The organism is Lysinibacillus sp. FSL R7-0073, from assembly GCF_038009065.1.
GTDB lineage: Bacteria > Bacillota > Bacilli > Bacillales_A > Planococcaceae > Lysinibacillus > Lysinibacillus fusiformis.
Map to the genome: position 1 here is coordinate 2066677 of NZ_JBBPAS010000001.1, position 25487 is coordinate 2092163.

Annotated in this window: 33 protein-coding genes and 1 pseudogene; 25 read left to right on the top strand and 9 right to left on the bottom strand. The window is 37.3% G+C overall.

Translation table 11 applies throughout. The annotated features are described in order from the left end of the window. Nucleotides 1-43: 43 nt before the first annotated feature. Both MKY88_RS10050 and MKY88_RS10055 read right to left on the bottom strand, forming a co-directional pair. Nucleotides 44-838: an SDR family NAD(P)-dependent oxidoreductase gene (locus MKY88_RS10050; protein WP_328203318.1), complete on the bottom strand. Its 795-nt coding sequence runs from the start codon at nucleotides 836-838 to the stop codon at nucleotides 44-46. 30 nt (nucleotides 839-868) lie between these two features. After that, nucleotides 869-1852 (bottom strand): AraC family transcriptional regulator ligand-binding domain-containing protein, encoded by a 984-nt coding sequence (locus MKY88_RS10055; protein WP_340814816.1) that lies wholly within the window; start codon nucleotides 1850-1852, stop codon nucleotides 869-871. Between the two features lie 422 nt (nucleotides 1853-2274). Between MKY88_RS10055 and MKY88_RS10060 the strand changes: the two genes are divergently transcribed. The 4 genes from MKY88_RS10060 to MKY88_RS10075 all read left to right on the top strand — a co-directional run bounded on the left by MKY88_RS10060 (nucleotide 2275) and on the right by MKY88_RS10075 (nucleotide 4068). Next, nucleotides 2275-2577 (top strand): RNA polymerase alpha subunit C-terminal domain-containing protein, encoded by a 303-nt coding sequence (locus tag MKY88_RS10060; RefSeq protein ID WP_340813530.1) that lies wholly within the window; start codon nucleotides 2275-2277, stop codon nucleotides 2575-2577. A 1-nt stretch (nucleotide 2578) separates the two neighbouring features. Next, nucleotides 2579-3139, top strand: coding sequence for a DUF4256 domain-containing protein (locus MKY88_RS10065; protein WP_340813531.1), 561 nt, complete (start codon nucleotides 2579-2581; stop codon nucleotides 3137-3139). Between the two features lie 302 nt (nucleotides 3140-3441). After that, the gene (locus MKY88_RS10070; RefSeq protein WP_008175097.1) at nucleotides 3442-3642 is read left to right on the top strand and encodes a cold-shock protein; all 201 of its coding nucleotides are present in this window, start codon (nucleotides 3442-3444) and stop codon (nucleotides 3640-3642) included. 198 nt (nucleotides 3643-3840) lie between these two features. Beyond that, nucleotides 3841-4068, top strand: a complete 228-nt coding sequence (locus MKY88_RS10075) for a hypothetical protein (RefSeq protein WP_069481122.1) — start codon at nucleotides 3841-3843, stop codon at nucleotides 4066-4068. Nucleotides 4069-4324: 256 nt separating this feature from the next. Here MKY88_RS10075 and MKY88_RS10080 read toward each other — a convergent pair whose 3' ends face one another. Next, nucleotides 4325-4447 carry a YjcZ family sporulation protein gene (locus MKY88_RS10080; RefSeq protein WP_080709324.1) on the bottom strand — a complete coding sequence of 41 codons (123 nt, stop codon included), beginning with the start codon at nucleotides 4445-4447 and terminating at the stop codon, nucleotides 4325-4327. A gap of 990 nt (nucleotides 4448-5437) precedes the next feature. Between MKY88_RS10080 and MKY88_RS10085 the strand changes: the two genes are divergently transcribed. Further along, complete coding sequence (locus MKY88_RS10085) at nucleotides 5438-5620, top strand: hypothetical protein (protein ID WP_069481123.1); 183 nt, start codon at nucleotides 5438-5440, stop codon at nucleotides 5618-5620. Nucleotides 5621-5873: 253 nt separating this feature from the next. Here the strand turns inward: MKY88_RS10085 and MKY88_RS10090 are convergent. The 4 genes and pseudogenes from MKY88_RS10090 to MKY88_RS10105 form a co-directional block, all read right to left on the bottom strand. Next, nucleotides 5874-6178, bottom strand: a pseudogene (locus tag MKY88_RS10090) (GNAT family N-acetyltransferase); the annotation flags it as partial. After that, nucleotides 6135-6455: a hypothetical protein gene (locus MKY88_RS10095; protein WP_340813534.1), complete on the bottom strand. Its 321-nt coding sequence runs from the start codon at nucleotides 6453-6455 to the stop codon at nucleotides 6135-6137. The gene MKY88_RS10095 and the pseudogene MKY88_RS10090, both read right to left, overlap by 44 nt. 350 nt (nucleotides 6456-6805) lie before the next feature. Beyond that, nucleotides 6806-7453, bottom strand: a complete 648-nt coding sequence (locus MKY88_RS10100; RefSeq protein ID WP_340813535.1) for an excalibur calcium-binding domain-containing protein — start codon at nucleotides 7451-7453, stop codon at nucleotides 6806-6808. 251 nt (nucleotides 7454-7704) lie between these two features. Beyond that, nucleotides 7705-8061, bottom strand: coding sequence for a helix-turn-helix domain-containing protein (locus MKY88_RS10105; protein ID WP_340813536.1), 357 nt, complete (start codon nucleotides 8059-8061; stop codon nucleotides 7705-7707). Between the two features lie 159 nt (nucleotides 8062-8220). Here MKY88_RS10105 and MKY88_RS10110 point away from each other — a divergent pair, with 159 nt between their 5' ends. Next, nucleotides 8221-8415 carry a helix-turn-helix transcriptional regulator gene (locus tag MKY88_RS10110; protein ID WP_340813537.1) on the top strand — a complete coding sequence of 65 codons (195 nt, stop codon included), beginning with the start codon at nucleotides 8221-8223 and terminating at the stop codon, nucleotides 8413-8415. 69 nt (nucleotides 8416-8484) lie between these two features. Here the strand turns inward: MKY88_RS10110 and MKY88_RS10115 are convergent, their stop codons facing one another. Further along, nucleotides 8485-8817: a hypothetical protein gene (locus MKY88_RS10115; RefSeq protein WP_340813538.1), complete on the bottom strand. Its 333-nt coding sequence runs from the start codon at nucleotides 8815-8817 to the stop codon at nucleotides 8485-8487. A 462-nt stretch (nucleotides 8818-9279) separates the two neighbouring features. On the opposite strand from MKY88_RS10115, the gene MKY88_RS10120 reads away from it, so the two are divergent. From MKY88_RS10120 to MKY88_RS10145, 6 genes are all read left to right on the top strand, one after another. Continuing rightward, the gene (locus MKY88_RS10120; protein WP_340813539.1) at nucleotides 9280-9423 is read left to right on the top strand and encodes a helix-turn-helix domain-containing protein; all 144 of its coding nucleotides are present in this window, start codon (nucleotides 9280-9282) and stop codon (nucleotides 9421-9423) included. Continuing rightward, on the top strand, nucleotides 9420-9545 hold the full coding sequence (locus tag MKY88_RS10125) for a hypothetical protein (RefSeq protein WP_340813540.1): 126 nt from the start codon (nucleotides 9420-9422) through the stop codon (nucleotides 9543-9545). Before MKY88_RS10120 ends, MKY88_RS10125 begins: the two co-directional genes overlap by 4 nt. 25 nt (nucleotides 9546-9570) lie before the next feature. Beyond that, nucleotides 9571-9792 (top strand): DUF2786 domain-containing protein, encoded by a 222-nt coding sequence (locus MKY88_RS10130; RefSeq protein WP_340813541.1) that lies wholly within the window; start codon nucleotides 9571-9573, stop codon nucleotides 9790-9792. A 26-nt stretch (nucleotides 9793-9818) separates the two neighbouring features. Then, nucleotides 9819-9896, top strand: coding sequence for a phage holin (locus tag MKY88_RS10135; RefSeq protein WP_419182590.1), 78 nt, complete (start codon nucleotides 9819-9821; stop codon nucleotides 9894-9896). After that, the gene (locus MKY88_RS10140) at nucleotides 9893-10117 is read left to right on the top strand and encodes a M15 family metallopeptidase (protein WP_340813542.1); all 225 of its coding nucleotides are present in this window, start codon (nucleotides 9893-9895) and stop codon (nucleotides 10115-10117) included. Before MKY88_RS10135 ends, MKY88_RS10140 begins: the two co-directional genes overlap by 4 nt. 161 nt (nucleotides 10118-10278) lie before the next feature. Continuing rightward, a complete protein-coding gene (locus tag MKY88_RS10145) occupies nucleotides 10279-10563 on the top strand; it encodes a hypothetical protein (RefSeq protein WP_340813543.1) in 285 nt (94 codons plus the stop codon). 213 nt (nucleotides 10564-10776) lie between these two features. Here MKY88_RS10145 and MKY88_RS10150 read toward each other — a convergent pair whose 3' ends face one another. Next, nucleotides 10777-11469, bottom strand: coding sequence for a hypothetical protein (locus MKY88_RS10150; protein WP_340813544.1), 693 nt, complete (start codon nucleotides 11467-11469; stop codon nucleotides 10777-10779). Nucleotides 11470-11563: 94 nt separating this feature from the next. Here MKY88_RS10150 and MKY88_RS10155 point away from each other — a divergent pair, with 94 nt between their 5' ends. The 13 genes from MKY88_RS10155 (at nucleotide 11564) to MKY88_RS10215 (ending at nucleotide 25479) form a co-directional block, all read left to right on the top strand. Next, nucleotides 11564-11791 (top strand): hypothetical protein, encoded by a 228-nt coding sequence (locus tag MKY88_RS10155; RefSeq protein WP_340813545.1) that lies wholly within the window; start codon nucleotides 11564-11566, stop codon nucleotides 11789-11791. A 155-nt stretch (nucleotides 11792-11946) separates the two neighbouring features. Then, the gene (locus MKY88_RS10160) at nucleotides 11947-12195 is read left to right on the top strand and encodes a hypothetical protein (RefSeq protein ID WP_340813546.1); all 249 of its coding nucleotides are present in this window, start codon (nucleotides 11947-11949) and stop codon (nucleotides 12193-12195) included. A gap of 377 nt (nucleotides 12196-12572) precedes the next feature. Further along, nucleotides 12573-13004 carry a BrxA/BrxB family bacilliredoxin gene (locus tag MKY88_RS10165; protein ID WP_193831750.1) on the top strand — a complete coding sequence of 144 codons (432 nt, stop codon included), beginning with the start codon at nucleotides 12573-12575 and terminating at the stop codon, nucleotides 13002-13004. Beyond that, nucleotides 12992-13780, top strand: a complete 789-nt coding sequence (locus MKY88_RS10170; RefSeq protein ID WP_328203330.1) for a class I SAM-dependent methyltransferase — start codon at nucleotides 12992-12994, stop codon at nucleotides 13778-13780. The genes MKY88_RS10165 and MKY88_RS10170 overlap by 13 nt, the downstream gene beginning before the upstream one ends. 63 nt (nucleotides 13781-13843) lie before the next feature. Continuing rightward, nucleotides 13844-14404, top strand: coding sequence for a hypothetical protein (locus tag MKY88_RS10175; protein WP_340813547.1), 561 nt, complete (start codon nucleotides 13844-13846; stop codon nucleotides 14402-14404). Between the two features lie 542 nt (nucleotides 14405-14946). Further along, entirely contained in the window at nucleotides 14947-15738 is a 792-nt protein-coding gene (locus MKY88_RS10180) for a nucleotidyl transferase AbiEii/AbiGii toxin family protein (protein WP_340813548.1), read from the top strand. A 727-nt stretch (nucleotides 15739-16465) separates the two neighbouring features. Then, nucleotides 16466-19963 (top strand): immunoglobulin-like domain-containing protein, encoded by a 3498-nt coding sequence (locus tag MKY88_RS10185; RefSeq protein ID WP_340813549.1) that lies wholly within the window; start codon nucleotides 16466-16468, stop codon nucleotides 19961-19963. A gap of 403 nt (nucleotides 19964-20366) precedes the next feature. Then, nucleotides 20367-20909, top strand: coding sequence for a histidine phosphatase family protein (locus MKY88_RS10190; RefSeq protein ID WP_328203566.1), 543 nt, complete (start codon nucleotides 20367-20369; stop codon nucleotides 20907-20909). A 165-nt stretch (nucleotides 20910-21074) separates the two neighbouring features. Beyond that, nucleotides 21075-21470, top strand: a complete 396-nt coding sequence (locus tag MKY88_RS10195; RefSeq protein ID WP_258268537.1) for a PfkB family carbohydrate kinase — start codon at nucleotides 21075-21077, stop codon at nucleotides 21468-21470. Nucleotides 21471-21742: 272 nt separating this feature from the next. Then, entirely contained in the window at nucleotides 21743-22291 is a 549-nt protein-coding gene (locus tag MKY88_RS10200; protein ID WP_328203344.1) for a helix-turn-helix domain-containing protein, read from the top strand. Nucleotides 22292-22428: 137 nt separating this feature from the next. Beyond that, nucleotides 22429-23685 carry a hydroxymethylglutaryl-CoA reductase, degradative gene (locus MKY88_RS10205; RefSeq protein ID WP_340813550.1) on the top strand — a complete coding sequence of 419 codons (1257 nt, stop codon included), beginning with the start codon at nucleotides 22429-22431 and terminating at the stop codon, nucleotides 23683-23685. After that, nucleotides 23678-24127 carry a hypothetical protein gene (locus MKY88_RS10210; protein WP_328203349.1) on the top strand — a complete coding sequence of 150 codons (450 nt, stop codon included), beginning with the start codon at nucleotides 23678-23680 and terminating at the stop codon, nucleotides 24125-24127. Before MKY88_RS10205 ends, MKY88_RS10210 begins: the two co-directional genes overlap by 8 nt. Then, entirely contained in the window at nucleotides 24124-25479 is a 1356-nt protein-coding gene (locus MKY88_RS10215; protein ID WP_069481137.1) for a tripartite tricarboxylate transporter permease, read from the top strand. The genes MKY88_RS10210 and MKY88_RS10215 overlap by 4 nt, the downstream gene beginning before the upstream one ends. Nucleotides 25480-25487: the final 8 nt, after the last annotated feature.

Consider the following 25487-nt stretch of genomic DNA (forward strand, 5'->3'; position numbering starts at 1 on the left):
CTGTAGTAGTAATGATCGGCTATACGTTTACGAGATCGAAATATTAAAAGATTGTCGGTACCATACCTCCATCCATACGAATCGGTGAGCCTTTAAATGCGGAAGCATAGGGACTACAAATAAATGTAGTGATTCGCCCAATTTCAATGGGTTTGATAAATCTTTGTATTTCTGATTGAGGAAGGTTTGTAGTCATAAAGTTATGTTCTTTCTCTATAAAGCTCATCTCTTTATTAGGGTACATACTATCAATGATTTCATACACATTCTCAGAAAGTGTTGGCCCAGGCATAATTGTATTGACGGTAACTTCTGTTCCCTTTGTTAATTGAGATAGGCTTTTTGACAAAGAGAGGAGCATCGTTTTTGTCATACAATATTGAGGCATTTGCCCGGAAGGCATAATGGCTTCCTCACTCGCGATAAAAATAATGCGGCCAAAATCATTTTGTAGCATTTTAGGTAAGTAAAATTTACATAGCCCATTAGCTGCAAGAACATTCGTACGGAAGTATTTTTCCCATATCTCATCGTCAACATCTTCATATGACATCATTTCATAAATACCCATATTGTTCACTAAAATATCTATATGAGGATACTTTTCGAATAAGGCTTCTCTTTGCAGGCTATCTGCAATATCGGCTGTTGCATTTTGAGGATAAGTAGATGGGTAGGCTGACTTTATTTCATTTACAATTCGTTCTACCTCATCATTATTTCGCCCATTAACGAGCACATGAACACCTTCTTTGGCTAGCTCAAAAGCAATAGCTTTCCCTATACCTCTCGTTGATCCAGTAACTAAAGCTGTTTTGTTGTTCAATCCCATATCCATACTATATTTCTCCTTTATTATTATAGTAATTTAAACATTTGTTTCTACATGTTTAGTACGCCAATTTGCTGGTGTATCACCTTCCCAAAGGCGGAAGGCGCGGTAGAACGAGTTTTGATCTTCATAGCCAATTAAGAAGGCGACCTCTTTAATATCAAGAGAGGGGTCTGCTAAATATACCTGTGCCTGCTCATGTCTAACTTCTGTTAACAGATGCTTAAAGCTCGTACATTCGTCTGAAAGCCGACGCTGTAAAGTACGATCGCTCATCCCTAACTCGCTCGCAACCGTCTGAATGTCTGGACGTCCTCCTGTTAGGCTACGTTTCATCATCCACTTGACCGTCTCAGTAAGCGAACGGCTATGTTGGTGCTCACTCAATGATTGATCCAGAAGCGGAGTCAGCATCTCTAATAACTCTAAGTTATATGAAGAAAAGTGACGGTCCAAATCCTCTCGATGTAACGTCAACTGGTTCCGTTGTGCACCTATCTGGATATGACAACCGAAATAGGCTTCAAGCGTTTGTATATCACCCATTGAATGTGAAAATTCAACGCATTTTGCTGTCAAAGGTCTACCCGTTCCTCGTCGACCAAGCTCAAGAAGAAATGCCAGTGTGATGCCAACTAGCATTGGTGGTCCCGATTGCTCCTTATCTGACCATTGCAGCTCGATTGTACAATTCTCACCCTCCTCAGTAATACGGAGGCTTTCAGGCGGGCACAATTGTTTGTAGCGTGCCATTCTCTTGAGAGCATCACGGTAATCACGTGCATGGTAAGCCGCCAAGACAGTTGGTGGGTAATGATTGCTATCAAAGCTAGTTGCCAGTTGGATGATTCCTTTAGCCATGTCGTCAATGTGATCGGCATATGCCTGCCAAATCGCGTAATATTGTGCTAGCGAAACAGTTGGTTCAGTAATCAAAGTGATGGGTAATTGTGCTTTTCGAATGACATCGTGGGGGGCTATCCCCAATTGACGGAGCCCCTCCCAAAATCCTAACGGCATTTTAATACGAGTAGAGGTATGTAACGTCAACGTATCAGGCTCCTTTATTCATTTATTGTCAATAAAATGTTGCGTTTAAACGGAACAGTATATATAGTATCTTTTTCATCACGCCATGTAACTAGCAAATGCTGACTACCAACTTGCTAATGGCGCCAAAATTTTTTGAATGACAACGGGGGCATTCTTTATCAAAAATAATCTTTATTTAAAAGGATACATTATGAAGATATAGTATTGAATAATATTGTGCTATCGTTATTTAACATCGTTATCACCTGAATGAATTTTTATGTTATTAGTCACATTGATGAGTAGAGCTCCTCCTTCAAACGATTAGGAACTATTATGAATGGAAAACATCGAGTGAGTAGTGAAATATGATAAAATAAACTAATAGCATGTATGCTGGAGGGATGATAGTGAAAGCAGAAAAACGTTTAAGGTTTTGCGAAAAAGGACATAGTTTTTACAAAAGCACAGATTGTCCAAGCTGCCCGACCTGCAATAAAGAAAATAAGCCTACGAGTGGTTTTCTTTCAAAACTGAGTTCTCCTGCAAGAAATGCCTTAGTTCACGAGGGGATTGATACCTTGCATGAACTATCCAAATACACCGAAAAAGATTTATTAAAAATTCATGGAATTGGACCAGCGTCTATCCCCATGATGAGAGCTTCATTGGAAGAAGAGGGACTATCATTTAAGCGTGAGGGAGAAAACTAAAATGACAAATAAAGAATTATCAGTTGAACAACGCGAGGAACTATTGCAAACATTGCAAGCTCGATTTGAGAAAAATATGAATCGCCACGAAGGCCTTGAGTGGACAAATATACAGGCTAAGCTGGAAGCGAATGTGGACAAACTGTGGTCGCTCCATGAAATGGAAGCAACTGGCGGAGAACCGGATGTCGTTCACTATCATCCAAAGACGGATGAATATATGTTTTATGATTGTTCGGCAGAAAGTCCAAAAGGTCGCAGAAGTGTATGTTATGACCGAGAAGCATGGGAAGCAAGAAAAAATCATAAACCCGAAACTACCGCAATGGATATGGCAACAGACATGGGGATTGAGCTTTTAACGGAAGAACAATATCGAGAGTTACAGCAACTAGGTAAATTCGATTTAAAAACATCAAGCTGGATTCAAACCCCTGAAAAAATCCGTAAACTGGGCGGTGCTATCTTCTGTGATCGTCGCTACGACACAATCTTCCTCTATCATAATGGGGCAGATTCTTATTATGCAGCTAGAGGTTTTCGAGGATCACTAAAGGTTTAAGTGGAAAATAATCATGAAAAAACAATTATCTTTAGGTAATCAATGGACTTGATTGCCTGAGTTTTTTTAGAAATACATGCAAACATATAACGATCCAAATAATTGTTAATGTTTTTTTTACTTAGTACTAGACAAATATGGTTTTTTATTATACAATGATATTAATAAAATCGGTCCTAAAGAAACAATGAATTCACATATTACAAAGAGTAATCGTGTTTTTTTGATACTTTTTGCAATATGTGAATTTTTTCTTTAAAGATGTAAGATTTTATTTAATACAATTAATGGAGGTCATTTAAATGACACAAGGTACAGTAAAATGGTTTAACTCAGAAAAAGGTTTTGGATTCATCGAAGTAGAAGGCGGACAAGACGTTTTCGCACACTTCTCAGCTATCCAAGGTGAAGGTTTCAAATCACTTGAAGAAGGCCAAAAAGTAGAATTCACAATCGAAGATGGTCAACGTGGACCACAAGCTGCAAACATCGTAAAACTTTAATATTTGCATGCTTTCAATACCCATTATCGGGTAATAATAAAAAACCAGGCGCTCATTTATAATGAGTACCTGGTTTTTTTTCTATGGATTATACATAAAAACCCTTACAATGGCATGGGATTTTATTACATTTATATTTCTTTTGATTACTTCCACACCATTTATCCCATGATAAAGATAGATGGGGGGTGTTGGTTCATGGATTATGAATATACAGTGAAGTTCCACTTTAACGAAAGTCGCGAAGAAGAATATAAAATCAAGACTAATATTGGACAAGAAACATTTACAGAAGAAATTTCTAATGGGTTCAACGAGAAACCGTGGTATACCTTTACTGAAACAGAACATTTTAAATCGATATTAATAAATACGAAAGATATTTATAAGGTATCCATCGTGCAACAGACTATACAATTTGATTAACTTTATGTCGAAGGCCACATCCCATGTGAACTGCCCCGTAAAAGTTAGATTGATGTCTAACTTTTTTGGGTCAGATCAATGTCGGAGTGGCTTTTTCTCATGTCGTTCGATATAAATAGGGAGAAAGAAAAAATTAAAAGAGTCACCGGAAAGTGACTCTAAAAATAGATAGGTGTATAGATGATTGTTATTACCTGTATTGGAGGATTTATTGTTTTCACGGGACGGATTAATAGGTTGAACCCTTTTAATGATATTAATATGAATTATACAGGAAAGCAGCTCCAACGATTATGAGAAGAATGAATAGAACAACGAGAAGTGCAAACCCTGTACCATTCCCGTAGCCTCCACCGTTACCACCATAGTATCCAGACATAATGATAAACCTCCTTTCGATAATTTTATAATATGTATGCCTAACAAGATGATTAGCGATAAATGTCATAGGAAACATCAGAAAAAAGTGAAAAATTTTATGTCAAGAAGGTACAAAATTGTATTTAATTCAGTGGGAAACAGAAAACTTTTTGAATTATGAAGTGGAAGGAGTGTAGGGTATTTTTAACAGGAACAAAGCAATTGAAGGACATTAATAAGCTTTATGAAAATCCACGATCAAATGCAAGCGCACGAGCACCTGCTTTTGAAAGGGACTACATACATATAAATCATCATTACATATTAGTTTTTGTCCTTTTTTCTTTTCTTGCATAATATGTTCTTATGATGGTATTAAATACAGAAGTGAAAATGATTATATACCACGGTGCCCCGATCTCCCCAGTCGTAATCCGATCATAAATTCCCCAAACTAATACAGAAACTAATAAAAAAACAGCAGTAAATCTTTCTGATTTAGGATAAATTTTATACTTTTTATAGTCATGCGCACTAATGATTCACCACATCCTTTCATTTTTATAGGACTATATTCTATTTTGGGAACTTTTAAAAATGCATGCTGATGAAGAATGCCAAAAGGAAGCATATGGCTTTTATTTGACCTAATATTGGAATATTAAGTAATTATAAGTATACTATAGGATGTTCCGTAAATAATCAATGCGGAGCGATGAAATGGTAGTTAAAGCTTTAAATAGCTCAAAATGTGTTGCAATTTTTAATTCTTAAGACTCTATATGTGCGTACTGTAGCAGTTACATAATTACGGCAAAAGCAATCAATTCTTTTGATAGGGGGAAGGTACCGAAACCACCTTTATCGTTTATGGTGGAAAGACGTAGTTAGCTGAAGTTGAAGGGATAAATAGATGTGGGCCAGGTACTTATTCATGTTGAAGTTGATCATCTCTTATTGCCATCACGATTTAGTTTTATTTTATCTGATTGACATAAGGAGGATTTGAATGAAAAGTTTAGCAGGGACACTATCATTATGTTTTTCATTTACATTATTCATCTATTTGTTTGGATTAAAAATGGAGCATTCCGTCAAATATGATGCAGGATTCTTTTTCCTCCCCGTTATTTTACTAGGACTTTCACTCTTTTTCTTTATTTCAGATTACAAAATAAATAGTAAAAGTTAAGGGAAGAGGGGCAATACAATGTATTTGCTTAGGGGATAACAAGGCGTTGGAATTAATTCAATTGGATGAAGGCTTCGAAGCAAACATCGAAGCTGAATAATCTTTTTTATCAAGCATCCTCTTATGATAATTTGGATGCTTTTTAATATGTATCTAGGAGGGCTGAACAAATAGTAAATGGTAAAGTATGAGTTGGATAAAAATTCCTAGTTATTCAACTTAAGCCCTCCGTTAGCACATTAAATATCTACATCTATTCCTTCAAATCAGAGGCTAACATTCCATACACAATACTATCGGTCCATTCATTTTTATTCCAAAAATCTTGTGTGAAATGGGCTTCTTTTCTCATGCCTATTCGTTCACATATTTTTGTGAAGCGATATTCCGTGCATCCAGTTTAGCTTGTATACGATGTACATTAAAAACATCAAATAATTTAACTACTAAACTACTTACTGCTTCGGTTGCCAAACCTTTCCCAGCCACTTCATTCGAAAAGCTATATCCAATTTCAACAGTATCTTTCATATCTGTATACCATACAGACCTGATCCCTTAGTGAAATCGGGTATAAATGTGTATAATCAGGAACATTATTAACTAATTCATCATAAAATATTGCTTCTAATTTTATCAATGATTGTTCACTATTAAATACATCGCACTTTTCGATTAAATCTGAAGCTTTTAGCCACCCATTTTCACACAGATTCTCTTTCCAAACTCTATTGAATGTTGTTTTTGAATCAAAAAAACCTGTTAAAGTAGATTGTAAGAAATCTACCTGAAAATTGCGTAATAGCTGCCCTCCATATATTCTATCTAAATCCATCTCCATCTCCATAACCATCGCCATCATCCTTATCATTACCTATTAGTTTGTCCGTTTTAATTAATTTTTAACATAATACCATTGTTTCTCCAATGCTTTTTACCTCTGGAGTTAGGAACTCCATGTCTGATGCTTGTAAAACTCATTTGTCATTGGATCTTCCTCATTAGGTTGGAATTTAGCAGTCTGTATTTTGAATTGAGAAACTTTCAAATCATTCACTCGAACAAGAATGGTGATTGTATCAGCACCTTGAAATCTTTTTAATGTAAGAAGTGTAGACTGTTTAAAGTACATACTATTAAAAGCATGTTCTATTTTCTCATTTTGACGTAACAGCTGAACTATTTTTATTCGCAACCGATTCCGTCGCCGTCTCTATCTAAGTGCCGAGCATAACCAGGGTCACCTTTTCGGATTGGAGCTGCACCAGCTGAGCGAACTTGAGTACAGTTTTTGTAATAGATGTTTTGAGGTGTACTAGCTGGCGGTGCTGATTGTGTATTGTTAGCTGAACTTTGGTTACTTGAAGCGGTTGTTTGAGAAACTTTTTGGGCGCTTGCAAGCTTTGTTGACAGATCTTCATTTTCTTCTTTGAGAGTTGCAATTTGTGCTTTCAGAGTACTTTGCTCCTCTTGTAAGATCTTCTTATCAGTCTGGAATTTTTCAATTGTTTTACTTTCAGCATCTTTAATATTTTGACTTTCCTTTGAAACTTGAGCAATTTCAGCTTTTAAATTTGCCAATTTACCATTTAATGTATCCACTTGTGATTGTAATTCTTTGTTTAATTTAACTTGCTTATTATATTCTGTGCCTGATACAGTATCAAATTGCATTGAAATAGCAAGTAAAATGAAACTTCCAAGAAATGTTGAAAAGAAGAGTTTCTTTGAAAATAGACCTTCTTTTTTTCGGATTTTTTTTAATAGGAAATAGAGTAAATAACCTATGGAAAAAAGAAATGCTAGAACACCAATAAAATCTAATACAATCATAAAGTTTATTCTCCTTTGTTTTATATAGTATGTTGTATTTTCCCCATTCAATTTGAATTGTAGTGACAAAATGCTTTAAGGGAATATTGCTTATGAATTTCTTTAATTTTTGAGCCCATTTATAAATGGGCTCGGTACATTGTCATACGTAAATATAACTACTAACACACCAAAAAAAATAACGTCGTACCATTTATGTTTAATATTTACATGTAAGGAGTGTTATTAAGGACATGCCATTGCAGCATGTCCTATTTTTTCTCGTTTTTTATGATTCCCCAAATGTTGCGAAGCTTACGTACTGCTTCTACATCTGATTCAGGAAGCTCTCTGTAAAATACATTAAGCTCTGGATCATTGGCGAAGGCTTGAAAAGCAGCTTCGTCTTTTTCTTGCTGTGTATTTACTGGATTGTCTGTACGTCCAAGAAGGTAGTCGGTACTTACTTCAAAATAATCAGCTAATTTAGCTAGTGTTGAGTTATCAGATTCACCTAAATTATTTTCATATTTTGCATAACCTTGTCTTGTAATCCCAAGTAAATCAGCCATTTCCTGTTGGGTCTTACGAAGCTGTGTTCTTAAAGTTCTTAAACGAATTGAGAGCATTGTAATCCCCCTTAGTTTAGTAAATATTAAATAATTTTTATTATATCGTAACTATGAGTTGTTGTGTGCAACTAAAAGTTGCTAAAAGTATTGTAACATATAGTTGCGTTATATTGGGTTGTAAGGTAACTAAACGTTGCTTTTAAGGAGAGGTGAAATGTGAGAGATAAATTAATTAAACTTAGCGGAGATAAAACATTAACAGAAGTTGCACAAGGTCTTGAAATAACAAGACAAATGTTAAGTGCCATTGAAGTGGGTTTAAGAACACCTTCATTAGAATTAGCTAGAAAAATTGCTATTTACTATTCAACCACAATTGAAGATATTTTTTTTGAATCTGAATGCAACTAATTGTTATTTGGTTCTGTGGAGGAGATGATTTGAAATAGAAGCCGCCTCTTGAAAGACGGCTAAGAAGAATTATTTATACAACATACGAGCAATTTGTTTTTTTCGGTTAGCTAATTCTTTTTTTAATGATGCGATTTCAGTATTGAGTTGCAAATAGGCATTGTAGGCTGCTCCAGTTTCAGAGGCTTGAAAAGCCTTGGCGATACTTGATATTTGGTTTGTATCACCATCAATCAAGCCTTTTGGAATTTCTCCTTCAAGAATTGAAATGATGTGTTTGCAAAGTTGTTGTTTTACACCAGCAGGACAGTTGCATTGAGCAGAAAAAGTGGTATCTATGTGCAAGAAGTTTGTTGAATATGGATCGGTTCCACTACCTTGAATTTTGAATGTTTGTATCATATGTAATCACCGCCTTTCCTAGTCACTATTCGACAAGGTAGGTGGAAAATCCTACAAATAACTATTAAGGAAGTGAAAGGATGTATAGCGAGGAGTTTAAGGCGGAGATAATAGAAGAATTTCGCCGGTTGTTTCGAGATGAAATAGAGAAGGCACTTACACCAAAACCTCTAATCCGTGAATTACCAGTATTATTAACCCGAAAGCAGTTGATGGAGTTGTTCAACAAAAGATACAAAAGCATCAGCATTATTAGGAAGAGCCGATTTCCCGAAGTTCTATGAAGCAGGGAGGGTACTGATACCATCCAAAGCATTATTGCAATGGATTGATGAACATACAGAATGGGTCAATACAAATACAAAGTATTTTCGCTCCATTGGATGATACTTCATATAAAAATTTTAACGTACAACAACTGAATAGAGTATTCCAGTTTGGAATGAGGAAGGTGGTGAGAATATGAAAATAGGAGCCATATTGCAAGCTTGTCGTGAGCGTGCTGGGCTATCCCAAGAAGAACTGGCACATCGGATGAATCGTACGCAGCCTTGTATCTCAAAATTTGAGAACAGTGCAAGGTTCCAGATGCCATCACTTTTATGAATTGGTTCAAGCAGACAAATACACAAGAGGTCGCTGTCGCATTCTTAATGGGAATGGACGGGCTTACGATTTTACAAACATTGCTACCAGTTATTGGTGGGTTTGTTTGGTGGTTTATTTAATTAAGTTTGCACAGGAAGTGAAAAAATGAAGAAGAGAAATGATTCAATTATTGAAAAAATCAAAGGTTTATTGGTTCATGCAAATGATCATCAAAGTGATGAAGAATGCCAGACTGACTTTATGATGGCTCAGAAATTGATGATTAAATATGATATTTCATCATCTGAATTACAAGAAGGTGAGAATGATAGAGCTGTATCAGAAGGACAGGCAACAGATCATAAAACCCTTCAGAGACTGTATTAAGCATTTTAGGTTTACTTGGTATTATTATCGACCCGACTACAAAAGGTACATCAGACAGCGAGCAAGCATTGAATTATGACAAGCCAAAGGGTGATGTGAAATGACAAGCATTACAACAACCTGCCGAGATATTTCTGAACTATTACCAGTTTCACAAGCTGCCTGTCGATTGTTATTCCAAAAGTGCTTTAAAGCAGGTATTAAGAACATCTTTATTACTGAAACATATCGCTCACAAGAACGACAGAAGTACCTTTATGCACAGGGAAGAACTAGACCAGGACAGATAGTTACTTGGACACTAGACAGCAACCATAAGCCTTGATTAACTTGGGATATTGCTGTTGGTCCTCCACAGGCTTTATATGATGTGGCAACCCTAAGTAGAGTAGGTGTGCTATTGCACGTAAGCTAGGCATTGAATGGGGTGGAGATTGGACAGGTAATATTGATCGTCCTCACTTCGAAGTTAAGCCAACTTGGATTATGCCGAAGGGTTACAAAATTGAAGGGCAAGTGATTATTCCAACCAATAGCAAATACCAAGTGCAATTAACTGTGGAAGGCAATACAACTAAACCAATTGCAAAGGATGATGACACAATGAAATTCACAAGCACAACTGCAAAAGCTGCTGTACGTGATTACATTAAACAAGCAGTCGGTAAAGGACTGATTAATAAATCTTGGTTGGAGAAATTCGATAATGGCAATCTGACAAGTGGTGATTTTGAAGGAATGAAGATTATCATTGCACAGCGTAGTGAATAAGTAAGTATAAGAAGGCTTAAATACAAAGGAGATTCAAAAGACTAGCATTTCTAATTCAAACTTTATACCATTTGAACAATGTCAAATGACCAGTGTTGTAAATTACAAAAGGCCGTAGTAAATGAAAATGAAGACTGCAAAGCTCTTTCATATTCTTCTTGTAAAAAATTTAAAAGAGCTTTGCAAATAATTTTTTTAATTAGTTAACATTAATTAGTCTTTATATTTAATAACACCAAAACAAACACCAATAGGTTTTAATGCTGTGCCATCACCTGTTCTTTTACCATCTCTATAAACATCATATTGCTTAGATAAATACGTTGGGTTAGCAACAACGTTCCATGTTTGTCCAGCTGGAACTTTATCAGACCAAGTTTCTGTTACCATATATTCCTTGCTTACATCAAAGCCGAGTGCTGCGGATATTACACTTAAATCGACTTTAACATTTGCACTGAGCTGTGCTCTAACTTTTTGATTAATTTCCATTTTAGCATTTCCGGCAGGAAAGTAAGATGATCGTATCAGTTCTACTCCACATACTTGGCCAGTATTTGTAACCTTAATAGATGGAGGTCCTGCGAAAGTTGTAAAATTCGGTAGTGAGTCGGCATCTTCTATTACATCATTGCTTTCTGGCAAATAAATAGATATACCCATTATTTCCTTGCCATCTAATTCTAATGGGATGTTGTTATCAACTGCTGCTTTTTCAAAATCAATAACATCATATATTTTACTTCCGTTATTTGACTCAAGGTCAGATTCTTTTAAAGTGTAGCTAGATAAGTCATATGTACATGAATTAACTAACGTATTTGCTGATGCTTCATTAAAATTACTTAGCGCAAAAATAAAAGTAAATGCAGCCGCAAAAAAAAGTTTTAATGTATTTTTCTTCATTTTATGCTCCTTTTTGGTATAATCAACAATAATGTACCGGTACGAATAAATTGTAATATATTTACAAAATAAAGCAAAATTGGAAGTGTGCATCGTGAAAGTAGTTGGAGTTGTGCTTTTAGTTATGTCTGGATTGATTTATACTTTAGAAAGAGGATTTACAATGCTATCAACTAGCATTGCTCAAGCTGGTTTTTTTGCAGGTAAAATGTCCGGAGAAGTTCCGGATATTAAAATGAGTTCGTTTATCGACAATTTATTTGTTCCACTTTTTTTTGTTTTAGGAATAATTACACTAGTTTATAGCTTTCTTAAGAAATAAAAAAACAAAGTATGTTCCTTATAAAGTTAAGAAGCCCTAGTACTCATCAATTTGGTCCTAGGCTTTTTTTATTTCCACAATTAATGCTTGTCAAAACGGAAACGTTCGTTCTAAAATGATACAAACGATTGTTCTTATCGAGGGGATGGAGTTGTATGTTGAATCCTGAGCAACGGCGATTATTTCATAAATTTTTAATTCTAGAAATGGCAGTTCAATCATTGCAACGTGATTTTTCAGTAACTGAAAATTTAAAAATGAATAAAGTTTACTTACCAATCCTTGATAAGTTACTAAAAGACATAGCCCAGGATTATTACGATTCAAAAAGGTTGTTGGCAAAAGACAAAATAAGATTAGTAAAGGTAGAAAAGATAGAAGAGAATTTTAGTGATGTGATGTGATGTGCATTTAGCGACAGCAGGAAATGATGTAGTACTCAGATATGCTAATATGGCTCTTAAAACTCAGGTAGAAAAATTATTAATCAGTCACCAAAATAAAGACCAGGTGCTCAATTGAAAGTGAGTACCTTATAAAATCCTCTCTAAATTAAAGTGATAGAAGCAATAATTAAAATCCCACCAATAAATTTCATTTTTTAGGTTGTAACAAGCGATTAACAAATCAACCCTCGTTACACAAAAAAGTCACCAAAATCACGAAAAAGTCACATTCCCCCCGAAAACCCCCGAAATCAAACAAAAAGCATGTCTTTGTACATTCACACAAAACCTTGCTATAATAAGGTTTGCGAATACATATGAAAGAGGGTAAAAGCATGAACGCTTATGATGAATATATGAAGCAGGTTGTGAAACCGATGCGTGAGGAGCTAGTGGGAGCTGGGTTTACGGAGCTGACGACGGCTGATGCGGTTAATGAATTTATGGCAGAGACGAAGGGGACTTCGTTAGTAGTCATTAACTCGGTGTGTGGTTGTGCAGCAGGGCTTGCTCGTCCAGCAGCGCGTGAGGCGATCGCGGCAGTGAAGCCTGATCATCTTGTGACAGTGTTTGCGGGGCAGGACCCAGAGGCGACTGCAGCAATGCGCGGTTATTTTGAAGATGTACCTCCAAGCTCACCTTCTATGGCGATTTTAAAGGATGGAGAATTGGCTTACTTTATTCCACGTGAACAAATTGAAGGCTTCCCTGTGGAGCAAATTGTTTCCCATTTAACGGGCGTGTTAGAACAAACATGCGAGCAATAAATACGATTGTAACAACAGCGGGCAGACCAGACGATGAATCGATGGCGCTCGCTGCTTTTGCGTGTCAAACATTAGGGGCTACATTTGAGCCGAGGAAAAAGCGCTCTGTTCGTAAGATGTCACAGGCGTTTCAGGCAAATATTATAGTGGCGGGGAAAAACCGTTATGATTATTATGCTTATGGGGCAGAGGAGCCGTTTTTCTTCCATCCCAATTCTGCGGCATTTCGCTTAAAACGGATTGCTCGAGGTGAGGCGGAGCCATTTTTAGAAGCCGCACAGCTACAGCTAGGAGATACAGTGCTGGATTGTACGCTTGGACTAGCGGCGGATGCTATGTTAGCCGCTTATACCGTTGGGGAAAAAGGGCGCATAGTAGGCTTGGAAGCTAATCCAAATGTCGCCTTTATTGTCGGGCAGGGAATGCAAACTTATGATACAACAGAGCTACCATTAACGGCCTGTATGCGACAAATCGAGGTCGTTCAGTCCGAGGCAGTTCGTTATTTGAAAACATTGCCAGCCAATGCGTTTGATGTCGTTTATATGGATCCAATGTTCGAGGAAGCTATTGAAGAGTCCAATAATTTCGAGGCATTGCGCTTAGCGGGTGAGCATGTTACTTTAACCGATGAATGGGTGCAAGAAGCGAAGCGGGTCGCAAGAAAGCGTGTGGTGCTGAAGGCTCATTTTCGATCAGAATGGTTTATGAAGTATGATTTTCAACAATATGAGCGAGTGACGGCTAAGTTCCATTATGGTGTTCTCAAAGTGTAGGGGCTTGTTTTTATGACAGGCCTCTATTTAATTAGATTGTAATAATAAGGAGGCTCCAAATACATGACGAATAGCGAAATTAGAACCCCTTTTGAACTAGACTTACTAGTTAAAGCACAATCATTGAAAACTACAAAACCTCCGAGTCCGTGGGAACATGAAACGATAATTTCTGCCAATGGTGTACTAGCCTGTGGATGGGATCAAGGTGAAAATATCATCCTCATAAGTGGGTCGGGCTATAGTGTCACTGAGCCGATAACGGGTCTTTGTCTTCATCGAGAACGAGAAAAGGAATTAACTGAGGACTGTATCAGTGAAGACCGCTTAACCTTTCACTCTCCAATATCAAAAAAGCCTACTTCCATTTTTGGCTTGGAGGCGGGGGATGGGATACATGTGACTTCGGATGGCTGGCAGGTTGAAGTCATTTACCCGTGGTGGCCACGTGCAACAGTAGTCCTTGATTATCTATTTACACCCCATTATAGCTATTTAAGCAATGCTATTGCTATTGATATACAGCGTTTAGATGGTGCTATAAAATGTGGATTTTCTCCTTCTGGTAAACATTTAATGATTATGGGATCAGGTGGTGCCTTAATCTATTCGAGAAAAGAATGAACTTCCATTTGGTATGGTGTTTGAGAGATTTTATAATTAGTGCTTTACATTTTTAATGTAGAGTGCTATAATTGGAAACGTGCTATTTTAGGTGGCATATTTCAGTAATCTGGCATTCTGCTTTTTGTTTTTGTAGATACTTATTCACACTGGCGCATGCTTTGGGGCTGCAAGGACGCAAAAGATGGTAGGGTTTGCGTTGCTTAAGTTAGAGAGCACACAGTGGAATTTTACCGCGGTGATGAAACAACTATTGTTTCAAGATAATATTCCCCAGATGATTGGGTTGAGACTTTTACAATTTACGAAAATGTTACCTATAAATACTAAAGGGGTAGTTTCGCATGAGCGAGGCTACCCCTTGTCTAATTGTTGAACGCTGTCGCATGAGTTGCTGGCAGTTTTTTTGTTGCCAAAATTATGCTGGTATACATTACCGTTTACTATGCTAGTAAAATAAGTAATAATGAAAGCAAGAATTTTAGTAAAAGTCTAAATTCTATAGTTAAAAATCTGAAAAATCAAAAAGGTGAGGGAAGTTTATGGAGAAAATCAATTCAATAACAGCAAATGTAATCACACAATTAACAAAAATGGCAGAAATGAAGAAAGAAAGCATTGAGCAATTAGTAGCATTTTATTGTCAGGAAAGACTTCTCTACCGTTTATCAACATCATCCTATGATGATCAATTTTACATAGAAGGGGATCTTTTATTCTTTACATTAGCTGAAGGAGTAGGGATGCCACCAAGTGAACTAACACTCACAGCACAAAAAAGCGCTTATCAAAACGACATAGTCCAACAGGCATTTACAGAAATTTGTTCGATCGAGATACAAGAAGACGGTATTCAATTTTTAGAAAATGACATAGAAAGTATTATAACGGATACGAGTATTCACTTGAAAATCCCAGCTACATTGGACCCCATCACTACATACATAGAAATTAACATAACCTTTATAGAAAATCGAATAGTACCAACTGTCATTACTTTCCCGTCGATGCTAGACATGAAGCCAGCGGAGCTCTATACATTTCCAATCGAATTTGTAGTTGCCCAAGCCTTTCTTGACATTTTCCAATATCCCTCTATGACCTCAAAAGTAGTAGTGGATATAGAGAGGCTGCTACAAACACAAAACATAGAAGGTCGTAAATTACAGGCTTATCTTGAAGAATTGTCTGACCACCGTCACCTGACATGGGAGCCAACACCTATACTAGAAAAAGGAATCGTTAAACAATTTTTCAACCCAATTTATGAAGTCCTATTGGCAGATGGAGAGTTTTTTAAACAGTGGAATGGTAAGGAGCAAGCTTGGCAATAACGGTAAAAACCCCGCGAATAATAAGAATTCGCGGGGTTTTTCATAAAATGATTTCGTGTACTGGAATAGGGAGATGATCAAAATGTATTGTGCTGGAGATCAGTTACACTATCTTATCGCTAGTTCTACACAGATGGCATTAGGATGCTCCAAAGCAATTTCAATAAATTGTGTGAAAATCATGCAAAAAGAGCTATTGGTGAGAAGGGAATATATGCAAGTCCCGCTTAAAAAAAATGTAGAAATATGATAATTTGTCGGTAGCATCAGAGGATTTTTTAGGTGCTACTTTTTTGATTGGTTTTTAATATAATTCAAGCTGTAGACTAGTTGAATTTTGAAAATGATATATATTGAATATTATAGACTGTTTTTTCTATTATACTTTTCTCATCATTCTTTATCTTATGAAAAATTTTACTTAAACATCGATGCAGGCTAGTTGAAGAAGAAGGTTACTTTATATAGTTATATAAAAGTTGATTGTTATATTCCTTCACTATATAGAATGAATTTATGATAAAGGATTCTAAGTAACGGATTATAACTTACAGTCCACTTTACATGAGGGCTATACAAAAATCTATTAATTTTGAATGTTAATTTGCTAATCATTAACATTATTCAGTATTACTCTTTTTTTTTCTATAGTATAGTGAAAACGTATGTATTTATGTAGGGATGCATAGAGAAATGCGGAAAATCACGTAAAGGAGGGCGTTTATTCTTGAAAAAAATAAGTAACATCTTCATCATTCTATTACTATTTGGGTTACCTTGGGGGGATATGTCTGCCAATGCAAATGGAACAATCGATGACGATGTTGTTGTGACACCTATCGATTCAGATGTCATGTTAACTGACTATACAGGACAAGAGGAAAATGTGGTCATTCCAGAAACACTTAATGGTCTACTATCTGCATCGGCTGCTGATACGCTTGACCAAACATCCGGAGCAGGGGACCCGGGAGGAATCTTTCGAGCGCACGGAAAGGGTCAAAGCTTTACGGCCGGCTTGTCCGGTTATTTGAATAAAATTGATCTGTATATGGTAGATTACGGAAGCTCAGGTATTGTTTTTACACTTAGTATTTATGATGGTGAAAGTGTTTCCGGAGCTGCTTTGGCAACTGCGACATTTAGGAGCATTGATATCCCTTACAATCCAGGGGGCTGGGTGAGCGTATTATTCGATCAGCCTACGCAGGTACAAGCGGGACAGCAATATACGATGCTGTTAACTTCCTCAATCGGCGATACGCCGCAAACGGCTTGGAAGGTTTATACTTCCGACGTATATGGAGGGGGCCAAGCCTATACGGAAAACAATTGGACAAATTATGACTTCGGCTTTAACACCTATGTCGGACAATCACCCAGGGATTATACAACTACGCTCGCAGTGTCTCCTGTGAATGGTACATACGGCGAAACGGTAGTTATTTCGGCAATGCTGACAACACCTGATGGGCCTATCGCAGGAAAGAGAGTTAATGTCTCCCTTAATGGAAGTTCTATAGGTTTTATTACAACAAATTCAGAAGGTATTGGTTCGGGCTCCTATTCGCTTAGACAAGCTGCGGGAAGCTATGAATTGAAAGTATCGACAGAAGCTTCGTATCCTTACCCTGCGGCAGAACAGACAACAACACTTACGGTCAACAAAGCCCCGCTTACTGTAACGCCTAACAATGTGACTAGACAATATGGAACATCTAATAACAATTTCACACTGAACTATAACGGCCTGATGGCATGGGACACAGCTGCCACGATCGGGCAACCAGTATATTCGACATCAGCTGACACTTCAAGCCCGATCGGCAATTATGATATAACAGCCAGTGGTTTGGCATCAACGAAGTACACAATCACTTATTCGCTAGGTACTTTAACTGTAACACCAGCGCCTTTAACCGTCATGGTTGCGAATCAATCTCGGGCATATGGACAAAGCAATCCGTCTTTGAGTGGTTCAATCACTGGTATTGTGAATGGAGATGAAATTCGAGCGACCTATTCGACAGCAGCAATCGAATCAAGCCCAGTAGGATTGTATCCAATCGTTCCATCTTTATCTGATCGCGAAAACAAGCTTAATAATTATCATGTTGTTATTGAGAAAGGAGAGCTAACGGTTACAAAAGCCGAGCTTCACGTTGCAACGGATTCAGTATCACGCTGGGTTGGTAAAGCAAATCCTCCATTCACCGGTAATCTTACAGGCGCTGTTGCCAATGACTCCATTACGGCAAAGTATGATTCAGTAGCGAGGGAAGATAGCGCTGAAGGTGTTTATAATATTACTGCACGGCTTCTTGATCCATTGAACCGTTTGTCCAATTACGAGGTCATAAACGACATAGGCAAGTTAACCGTTTATGCTGCTCCAAAGCCAGTGTTCGCCACGGGAGAGACGTCCGATACGGTGATGTCGAATGTTGGGCTACCAAGTGTAGATGCTGCAGGTCGTCCGATTCGTTGGACATCTTCAGACAACAGCTTACTTGATGCAACAACAGGAGCAGTACATCGGCCAGCTTATACAGCTGGTGACTCAGCCATAACGTTGGAAGCAGAGGTTGATGCGAATCAGACAACCTATAATATCCAATATAACCTAACGATTTCAGCTACCGATATGATGGATAAAGAGGCAGTGGCTCGAGACATAAAGCTACTTGCGATTGGTTACACAGCTGGTGATGACGAAAAGCACGTACGAAATCGGTTGAATCTTCCAACTAAAGGGAAGAATGGTTCTTCCATTACATGGGCTTCTAGTCGGGCAGAACTGATTAATCCTGCTGACGGTTCCGTTTCCCAGCCATCATCTGGAGACCAATCAGTTACCCTCACAGCTACGGTAACAAAAGGACTGGAATCAGACAGTCGACAGTTTCATTTGATTGTTTTAAGGAATAATACAACTGTTGAGGAGCCAAAAGAACCTATTAAAGAACCTATTAAAGAACCTATTAAAGAACCTATTAAAGAACCTATTAAAGAACCTATTAAAGAACCTAATAAGGAGCCTAATAAGGAATCTGAGCAGCTACAATCGGATTTTTACATTGATTTCATTGCCCAAAATAATCAAAAGGAAAGAATTAAACTTACTCAGTCTCAAGTGAAATCTGGCTTTATTGAGATTGATAAGAAGACAGCAAAGGGATATTTCGAGGTGAGCGGAGAAACAGCACACAAATTAATCAGGTTGAATCCTTCGTTTGCATTTCAAATAACAACGGCTGGTGGAATAATGAAACTGCCTATCTCTGAATTGATTGCTTCTGCAAATAACCAATTTGTAGGGAAAAACAGCGATAAAGTCATTTTTTCAATATACGTAGGAGAGACTGAAGCTCCTGTTCCTTTATTAACTGATCTAAAATCTCGAAGTGCAAAATTATTGTCTGGCCCTATTCAATTTAAAATTATTATGAGCATTGGAGAAGAAGCTGGAATTGCTATCACACAATTAGGCAGCAAGGTTGAAAGACGCATTGAAGTTCCAAATAACCCTACAGATACGATTGTAACGGTATGGAATGAGCAGCTTAAGCAACTGAAATATGTTCCGGTCCGTTATGAAAATATCGGAGGCTCAGTCTATGCGTTGCTTCCAGTCAGCAGTGCTGGCTTGTACTTGAATATTGTTAACCAAAAAACTTTTACCGATATGAAAAGACATTGGGCTAAAAAAGAAGCGGAAAAGCTGGCTTCAATGCTTATCTTTGAGGGAAAAGGACAGGGAGTCTTTGACCCGAATGCACACTTAACGCGCGCGGAGACAGCAGCGCTATTGGTCAGGGCATTAGGCATCCCGGTGCCGGCTCATACCGCAGCACTATCCGATATGGCTGGTCAATGGTATGAAGTGGAGATCTCCTCTGCAACAGAAGCTGGATTGGTGAACGGGTATGAGGACGGCAGTTTCCGACCGAATGAATTTGTTTCAAGAGAAGAACTTGCGGTCATCCTTTCGAGAGTACTTGAATATGGCAGCAGCACTTCTTCAAAAGCTCCTGAAAACTATTCGATACATCTCAATGATTTAAAAGATGTATCTAATTGGGCTACTGAGGCAGTGCAAAAAATCATTTCCAACGGTATCATGGTAGGCGATCATGAAGGTGATTTTAAACCACATCAAACCGCAACTCGTGCAGAAATGGTGATAATAATGAACCGTCTTCTTAACAAGCTAGGGTATATGTAAACAAGCCGTTTGAGCATAATTTAACAGATGTCAGTTATACTTAGTAAGACCCTGAACATAAGTAATTTTGGTTTTATAAGAGCATCATTCCAGAAAAAGAATGATGCTCTTTAATTTTGATTTAGAATATGAACAGGAGCGCTAATTAAAAAAAATTGAGTCTTAAAGGCAGCTCTTTTTTCTTTATCGAATTATCAGTGCAATTTACTTGATTTGGTGTTAAATGACATTACTTGAAACTCATTTCATCAAGATTCGTTCTATAATATGGATCTAAAAAAGGATAAAGAATATATTTTTGGAATTTCATTGAAATACCTAGTCTAATATATTGTTCCTGCTAAATAATACACGAGGTGAGTGATTAGTGGCATTTGTTAATAGGAAAAAGACGTTCATTTATATGGTGAGGCACGGTGAATCTCCGTATGAAGGAAATGAACGGACAAGAGGGTTAACTGTGAAAGGACAATTAGGTGCTCGAAGTATAGCTAATGTGTTAAAGGGGGAAGGAATTGATCAAGTAATATCCAGTCCATATACTCGTTCAATTTTAACAGTTGAGCCATTAGCTAAACAACTGAGTCAAGAAGTTATCGTACGTGAAGAATTAAAAGAGAGAATTTTTTCTACAGAAGAAAAGCGATTACCTGATAGTCAATTGTTTCCGTTATTAGAAAAATCCTTCTTGGACCCCAATTTTGCTTTAGAGAGTGGAGAATCGAATACCGATTGTCAAAAAAGAGCTGTAAAAGTTTTAGAAGAGCTATTAATTACTTATGAGGGCCAAAAAGTGGTAATAGGAACTCACGCATTAGTCATGACCTTGATGATGGGATACTATCATAAAAAGTACAATTTGGATTTTTTGCTACAAACAACCAAGCCGGATATATACAAAATGGAATTTAACGGACAGGAATTGGTGGGAGTGAAGAGGCTCTAAGAATGTAGTGACAAGTTAAAATATGTGCTGAATTGGAGGAGGAATATTCCGTTATAGAAATCCTATGGTAATGGACAGATTAGATGGAGCAAAAAAGTCGACTTCCTGAATGCACAGGAAGCCGACTTTTTTTGGCTTAGTTTTATCTGCTAGGAAAGACTACCGTTGCTAATTGAAAACAAAAATAATCGAACATGTTATTTTTATAAAAAAAATGAGATTGAAGGCCAAGCCATTAGTGGAGAAACATCACCAAATAAAATACTCGATCACTTACTATCAAACTATAGTAATTTAAAGATTGTGTTGACCTTAGGTACAAATGGTGTCGTATATAGAGACAATATACAAGAACAAAAGCAAGAAATCTATAAAGTCAAAGTGATAGACACGACCGCAGCAGGTGATACTTTCTTAGGCTATTTCCTTAGTATGATTTCTCAGAAAGCAGACATTAAATCCGCACTAAATATAGCCTCAAAAGCTGCTTCAATTGCAGTATCTAGAAAAGGCTCCTCTTCCTCTATCCCGATTTCAGAGGTACTCGGTAAAGAGGTCTAATAGATCGGAAAATTTCTGAAATTTCCCATATGGTTATGACTCTACTCTTTTTGGCTTATGATTTACAAATCATAGCGCTATTTACGGACAGACTACGAATGAATCGATCTCATTAAAACATAGTAAAGGGTGTGTAGTGAAGAGCATTACACATCCTTTAGTTGTTCATAATTTCAAGACCTCAAATAGCTACTTTCCGTATTTTCTATCCTACATTCAAAAATATAGTATAGTTATGTAAAAAGCCTAACTGATCGAGGGGACTGGAATAAATGAACTTACTAGAAGTTGGAGTAAAAATAAAGCAGATGCGAAAGAAAAATAAAATGTCTCAGGATGATCTAGCTTCGCAGATCAACTTAACGAAAAGCCATATTTCAAAAATAGAAAATGGTAAAGCTACACCGAGCCTGGTGACATTGTCTAAGATTGCGGAATTATTTGATGTGCCTATGGCTTGGTTTGTTATTCAAGATCAATTTGATGGTATTTCTATTGTCTCGAAAAAAGAGCGCAATGAGACGGTTGAAACGAATCAACTCGGTTATCAATATGAGCTGTTAGCGAATAAGAGCTATATGAGCAATATCAATCCTTCAATTGTCACTGTACATAATGGCGCAGAAAATTTAGCCCTTTATACACACGATAATGATGAATTCATTTACATCATTTCCGGTAGTATCATCTTGAAATACGATAATAAGTTTTACCATTTAGAAGAAGGTGATTCTGCGTATTTTTCAGGAAAAAAAGAACATATCTTTATTAACAACTCTGCGGAAAACTCAAAAGTATTAACGATTTATGTGGAGGATTAATTCTATCTTTTAAACGTAAATATTATCGAAAATACAATTTTCTTGTTTACAATACTATTCAGACAATTTACAATTGGTGTAATGCTATTCAACTTAGTTGAATTGTATTACACTTTTTTATTTTTGGGGGTATGGGGATGACTTCACGAATTAAGGGATTTTATTTACTTTCAGTGGAAGAGAGAATTAAGTTAATCGCTGAAAAATCAAAGTTAACAAACGAGGAAGTTGAAGCTTTAAACAGTGGAATTTCATTAGAGCTTGCAGATGCAATGGTTGAAAATGTTATTGGCCACATTTCAGTTCCTTTAGGGGTAGCTGCCAATTTTAAAGTAAATGGTAAAGAGGTATTTATTCCAATGGCTACGGAAGAGCCGTCTGTGATTGCTGCAGCTAGTAATGCTGCGCGTTCAGCATATGACTTAGGCGGAATTTTTACTTCCAGCTCAGGAACAGTTATGCGTGGACAAATTCAAGTATTAAATATTGATGACCCTCATGCAGCAAGGGCGAAAATTTTTGAACATAAAGATGAAATCATCGAACACTGTAATGCAAAAGATCCGACGTTAGTAAAGCTAGGCGGCGGAGTAAAGGATGTAGAAGTGCACTTAATTGACACAGCAAAAGAAACAATGGTTGTTGTGCATTTAATTGTAGATACGAAGGATGCGATGGGGGCAAATGCTGTCAATACGATGGCAGAATCTGTGTCGCCTTTAATTGAACGGATTACAAATGGACGAGTTGTGCTCCGAATAATTTCAAATTTGGCAGATAAGCGTATTGTTCGTGCCCGTGGTGAATTTTCGACAGAAATGCTCGGGGGGATAGAGATTGCGAAAAATATTGTAAGTGCTTACGAATTTGCAGATGCTGATCCGTACCGTGCTGCTACCCATAATAAAGGAGTTATGAATGGAATTACTGCTGCAGTATTAGCTTCGGGTAATGATACTCGTGCTGTTGAGGCTGGTGCTCATGCCTATGCAGCCCGTTCTGGCAGATATCGTTCTTTAACAACATGGGAGCTTAATAAAGCAGGCAATCTTGTTGGTACGCTGGAATTACCGTTAGCTGTTGGTATTGTGGGAGGGGCTACAAAGACTCATCCTGTTGCAAAAGCTGCTCTAAAAATTATGGATGTGCAATCTGCAGAGGAACTAGCCAGCTACATTGCCGCGGTAGGATTAGTAGAAAACCTAGCCAGCTTACGAGCGCTTTCCGCAGAAGGTATTCAATCTGGTCATATGCGTCTGCATGCCAAAAACTTGGCTGTAATGGCAGGGGCAACAGGTGATATTATTGATCGTGTTGTGCAGCAGGCAGTAGAAGAAAAAGATTTCCGTTATGATCGTGTTTTAGAGATTACAAATTCTCTGCGAGGTGAGTAACTTGGCGAATACTCCATATAATGAGCAAAAAAATGTAGATGAAAAAAAGTTTATCGAAATTTTAGGTGACACGGTTTCCGGTAATCAGTTAATTATTTCAATTATTTTAAGCGTTGTAGCCAGCTTTTTAGGCTATCAATTAGGCCAGTGGGTTTTTCCGAAGTTTGCAGACCCTCAAATGATTAACTCCTATTCACTATTAACCGGGATTGCAGGTATTCTGATTGTTGTCGTTATCAATACAATTCTTTTTAAACCAAAGCGTATTTTAGTAGAGGATGAGACATCTAGTCATTCTTTAAAGGAGGCGTTTGAAGATTTACAAATTGATATCGATGAGGAAATACGCTTAATTGAGGAAGATCCGGTGACAAAAAAAGAGCTCGAGGAATTTGGTATTCTTTCTAGCTTACAAGGCTTGAAGGGAGCGGATAAAAAATGAGTATATATTTAATTGCTCTTCTATTTGCTCTTCTAGGTGCAGCTATCTTTACTATCATTGGACTTATCTCAGGTACAGATGAAACTGCGATTATGGTACCGATTACATTGCTAGTTATTTTACTGGGAGCGCCTCCTGAAGGTGTATTCGCATTTTTCATGGCGGGGGTGTTAGCTAAGCATTTAACACATGCTGTACCAACTGCGTTATTAGGTATTCCTGGTGACACAACGGCTGTACCGTTAATCGATCATGCAAATACATTACGCCGTTTAGGCATGCCGCACGTTGCACTACGTAAAATGATTTCAGGCGGTGTCATCGGTGCATTTATCGCTTTACCAACTGCCGTACTATTAGGTCAGTTTTTAGGTCAATTTGCCGATTTCTTTAAATCTTCGTCAGGCATTATTTTTACACTTGCCGCTATTTTAATCGCGTTCTTTTCAAAAGGGAAATGGGCAAGTCTTTTAATCATTATTCCATTTGCATTTTTCATTAAGGCTTTAGATAGCGTTAGCTTTGCAATGCTTGATAAACATTTAAGTATTACATTCTTTTTAGGAATTGCCATTGGGCCAATGTTTTGTAATATTTTAATGGCAGCATCTCCTGTTGCTAAAAATGATTTAACGCGCAGTAAGCAAAATCAATATAATCTTGCACCTGAAACGAAATCATGGAAAGGATATTTTCCAAATCCATTTAAAATTTTATCGAAAAGGCAGACGATTTTCACGAGCATTACGACGTTTCTTTCATCCTTAACATTTGTATTTAGTCCTGTAGGGATGACTTCTTTAATGGGAGAAATTGTAGGCTCTCGCACAAAAGGTGCCTATAAAAAATCAACAACGAGTCTTACTGTCATGAATGGTGTAACGGAATCGACATATATTGCTGAAGCTATTATTCCATTAATTGCATTCGGTATTCCGTTAAGCCCAGTAGCACTTGGACCAGCCTCTCCTTTATTTAATGCACCACCGATTTTTACTGTGGATCCGGTAAACAACCTACACACGTTAATGTCTTCATGGGATTTTTTCATTTTTGGATTAATCGGTATTAGTGTGGCCGCTTTAATTGCTTATCCGTTTGCGATGAATTATGCACGTAAAGCGTCCGTATTAGTATTAAAATATATTAGTCAGGAAGCAATCGTAGCCATGTTCATCGGATTAGCGTTTTTGCTTGCCTATAACGAGGCACAATTGTTAGGGGTAGTTCTAACATTTACAGTCGCAACGGTAGGTGGTTTATTAAATCGTATTTTAGGTGTAGGGGCTGGTGTACAATTCATGGTATTCTACGCATCAAGCTGGATCATGCTACAGCTGTTCGGCATTTAATTAAAGGA

Bases quoted from the DNA above. Each gene is read 5' to 3' on its own strand.
- MKY88_RS10105 (WP_340813536.1), bottom strand. From the start codon at position 8,061: ATGCTCTCAATTCGTTTAAGAACTTTAAGAACACAGCTTCGTAAGACC.
- MKY88_RS10075 (WP_069481122.1), top strand. From the start codon at position 3,841: ATGGATTATGAATATACAGTGAAGTTCCACTTTAACGAAAGTCGCGAA.
- MKY88_RS10160 (WP_340813546.1), top strand. From the start codon at position 11,947: ATGTTGAATCCTGAGCAACGGCGATTATTTCATAAATTTTTAATTCTA.
- MKY88_RS10170 (WP_328203330.1), top strand. From the start codon at position 12,992: ATGCGAGCAATAAATACGATTGTAACAACAGCGGGCAGACCAGACGAT.
- MKY88_RS10190 (WP_328203566.1), top strand. From the start codon at position 20,367: ATGGTGAGGCACGGTGAATCTCCGTATGAAGGAAATGAACGGACAAGA.
- MKY88_RS10120 (WP_340813539.1), top strand. From the start codon at position 9,280: ATGAAAATAGGAGCCATATTGCAAGCTTGTCGTGAGCGTGCTGGGCTA.
- MKY88_RS10100 (WP_340813535.1), bottom strand. From the start codon at position 7,453: ATGATTGTATTAGATTTTATTGGTGTTCTAGCATTTCTTTTTTCCATA.
- MKY88_RS10140 (WP_340813542.1), top strand. From the start codon at position 9,893: ATGACAAGCATTACAACAACCTGCCGAGATATTTCTGAACTATTACCA.
- MKY88_RS10125 (WP_340813540.1), top strand. From the start codon at position 9,420: ATGAATTGGTTCAAGCAGACAAATACACAAGAGGTCGCTGTCGCATTC.
- MKY88_RS10130 (WP_340813541.1), top strand. From the start codon at position 9,571: ATGAAGAAGAGAAATGATTCAATTATTGAAAAAATCAAAGGTTTATTG.
- MKY88_RS10055 (WP_340814816.1), bottom strand. From the start codon at position 1,852: ATGCCGTTAGGATTTTGGGAGGGGCTCCGTCAATTGGGGATAGCCCCC.
- MKY88_RS10080 (WP_080709324.1), bottom strand. From the start codon at position 4,447: ATGTCTGGATACTATGGTGGTAACGGTGGAGGCTACGGGAATGGTACA.
- MKY88_RS10070 (WP_008175097.1), top strand. From the start codon at position 3,442: ATGACACAAGGTACAGTAAAATGGTTTAACTCAGAAAAAGGTTTTGGA.
- MKY88_RS10050 (WP_328203318.1), bottom strand. From the start codon at position 838: ATGGATATGGGATTGAACAACAAAACAGCTTTAGTTACTGGATCAACG.
- MKY88_RS10095 (WP_340813534.1), bottom strand. From the start codon at position 6,455: ATGGATTTAGATAGAATATATGGAGGGCAGCTATTACGCAATTTTCAG.
- MKY88_RS10065 (WP_340813531.1), top strand. From the start codon at position 2,579: ATGACAAATAAAGAATTATCAGTTGAACAACGCGAGGAACTATTGCAA.
- MKY88_RS10150 (WP_340813544.1), bottom strand. From the start codon at position 11,469: ATGAAGAAAAATACATTAAAACTTTTTTTTGCGGCTGCATTTACTTTT.
- MKY88_RS10205 (WP_340813550.1), top strand. From the start codon at position 22,429: ATGACTTCACGAATTAAGGGATTTTATTTACTTTCAGTGGAAGAGAGA.
- MKY88_RS10165 (WP_193831750.1), top strand. From the start codon at position 12,573: ATGAACGCTTATGATGAATATATGAAGCAGGTTGTGAAACCGATGCGT.
- MKY88_RS10085 (WP_069481123.1), top strand. From the start codon at position 5,438: ATGAAAAGTTTAGCAGGGACACTATCATTATGTTTTTCATTTACATTA.
- MKY88_RS10145 (WP_340813543.1), top strand. From the start codon at position 10,279: ATGCCGAAGGGTTACAAAATTGAAGGGCAAGTGATTATTCCAACCAAT.
- MKY88_RS10115 (WP_340813538.1), bottom strand. From the start codon at position 8,817: ATGATACAAACATTCAAAATTCAAGGTAGTGGAACCGATCCATATTCA.
- MKY88_RS10200 (WP_328203344.1), top strand. From the start codon at position 21,743: ATGAACTTACTAGAAGTTGGAGTAAAAATAAAGCAGATGCGAAAGAAA.
- MKY88_RS10180 (WP_340813548.1), top strand. From the start codon at position 14,947: ATGGAGAAAATCAATTCAATAACAGCAAATGTAATCACACAATTAACA.
- MKY88_RS10215 (WP_069481137.1), top strand. From the start codon at position 24,124: ATGAGTATATATTTAATTGCTCTTCTATTTGCTCTTCTAGGTGCAGCT.
- MKY88_RS10175 (WP_340813547.1), top strand. From the start codon at position 13,844: ATGACGAATAGCGAAATTAGAACCCCTTTTGAACTAGACTTACTAGTT.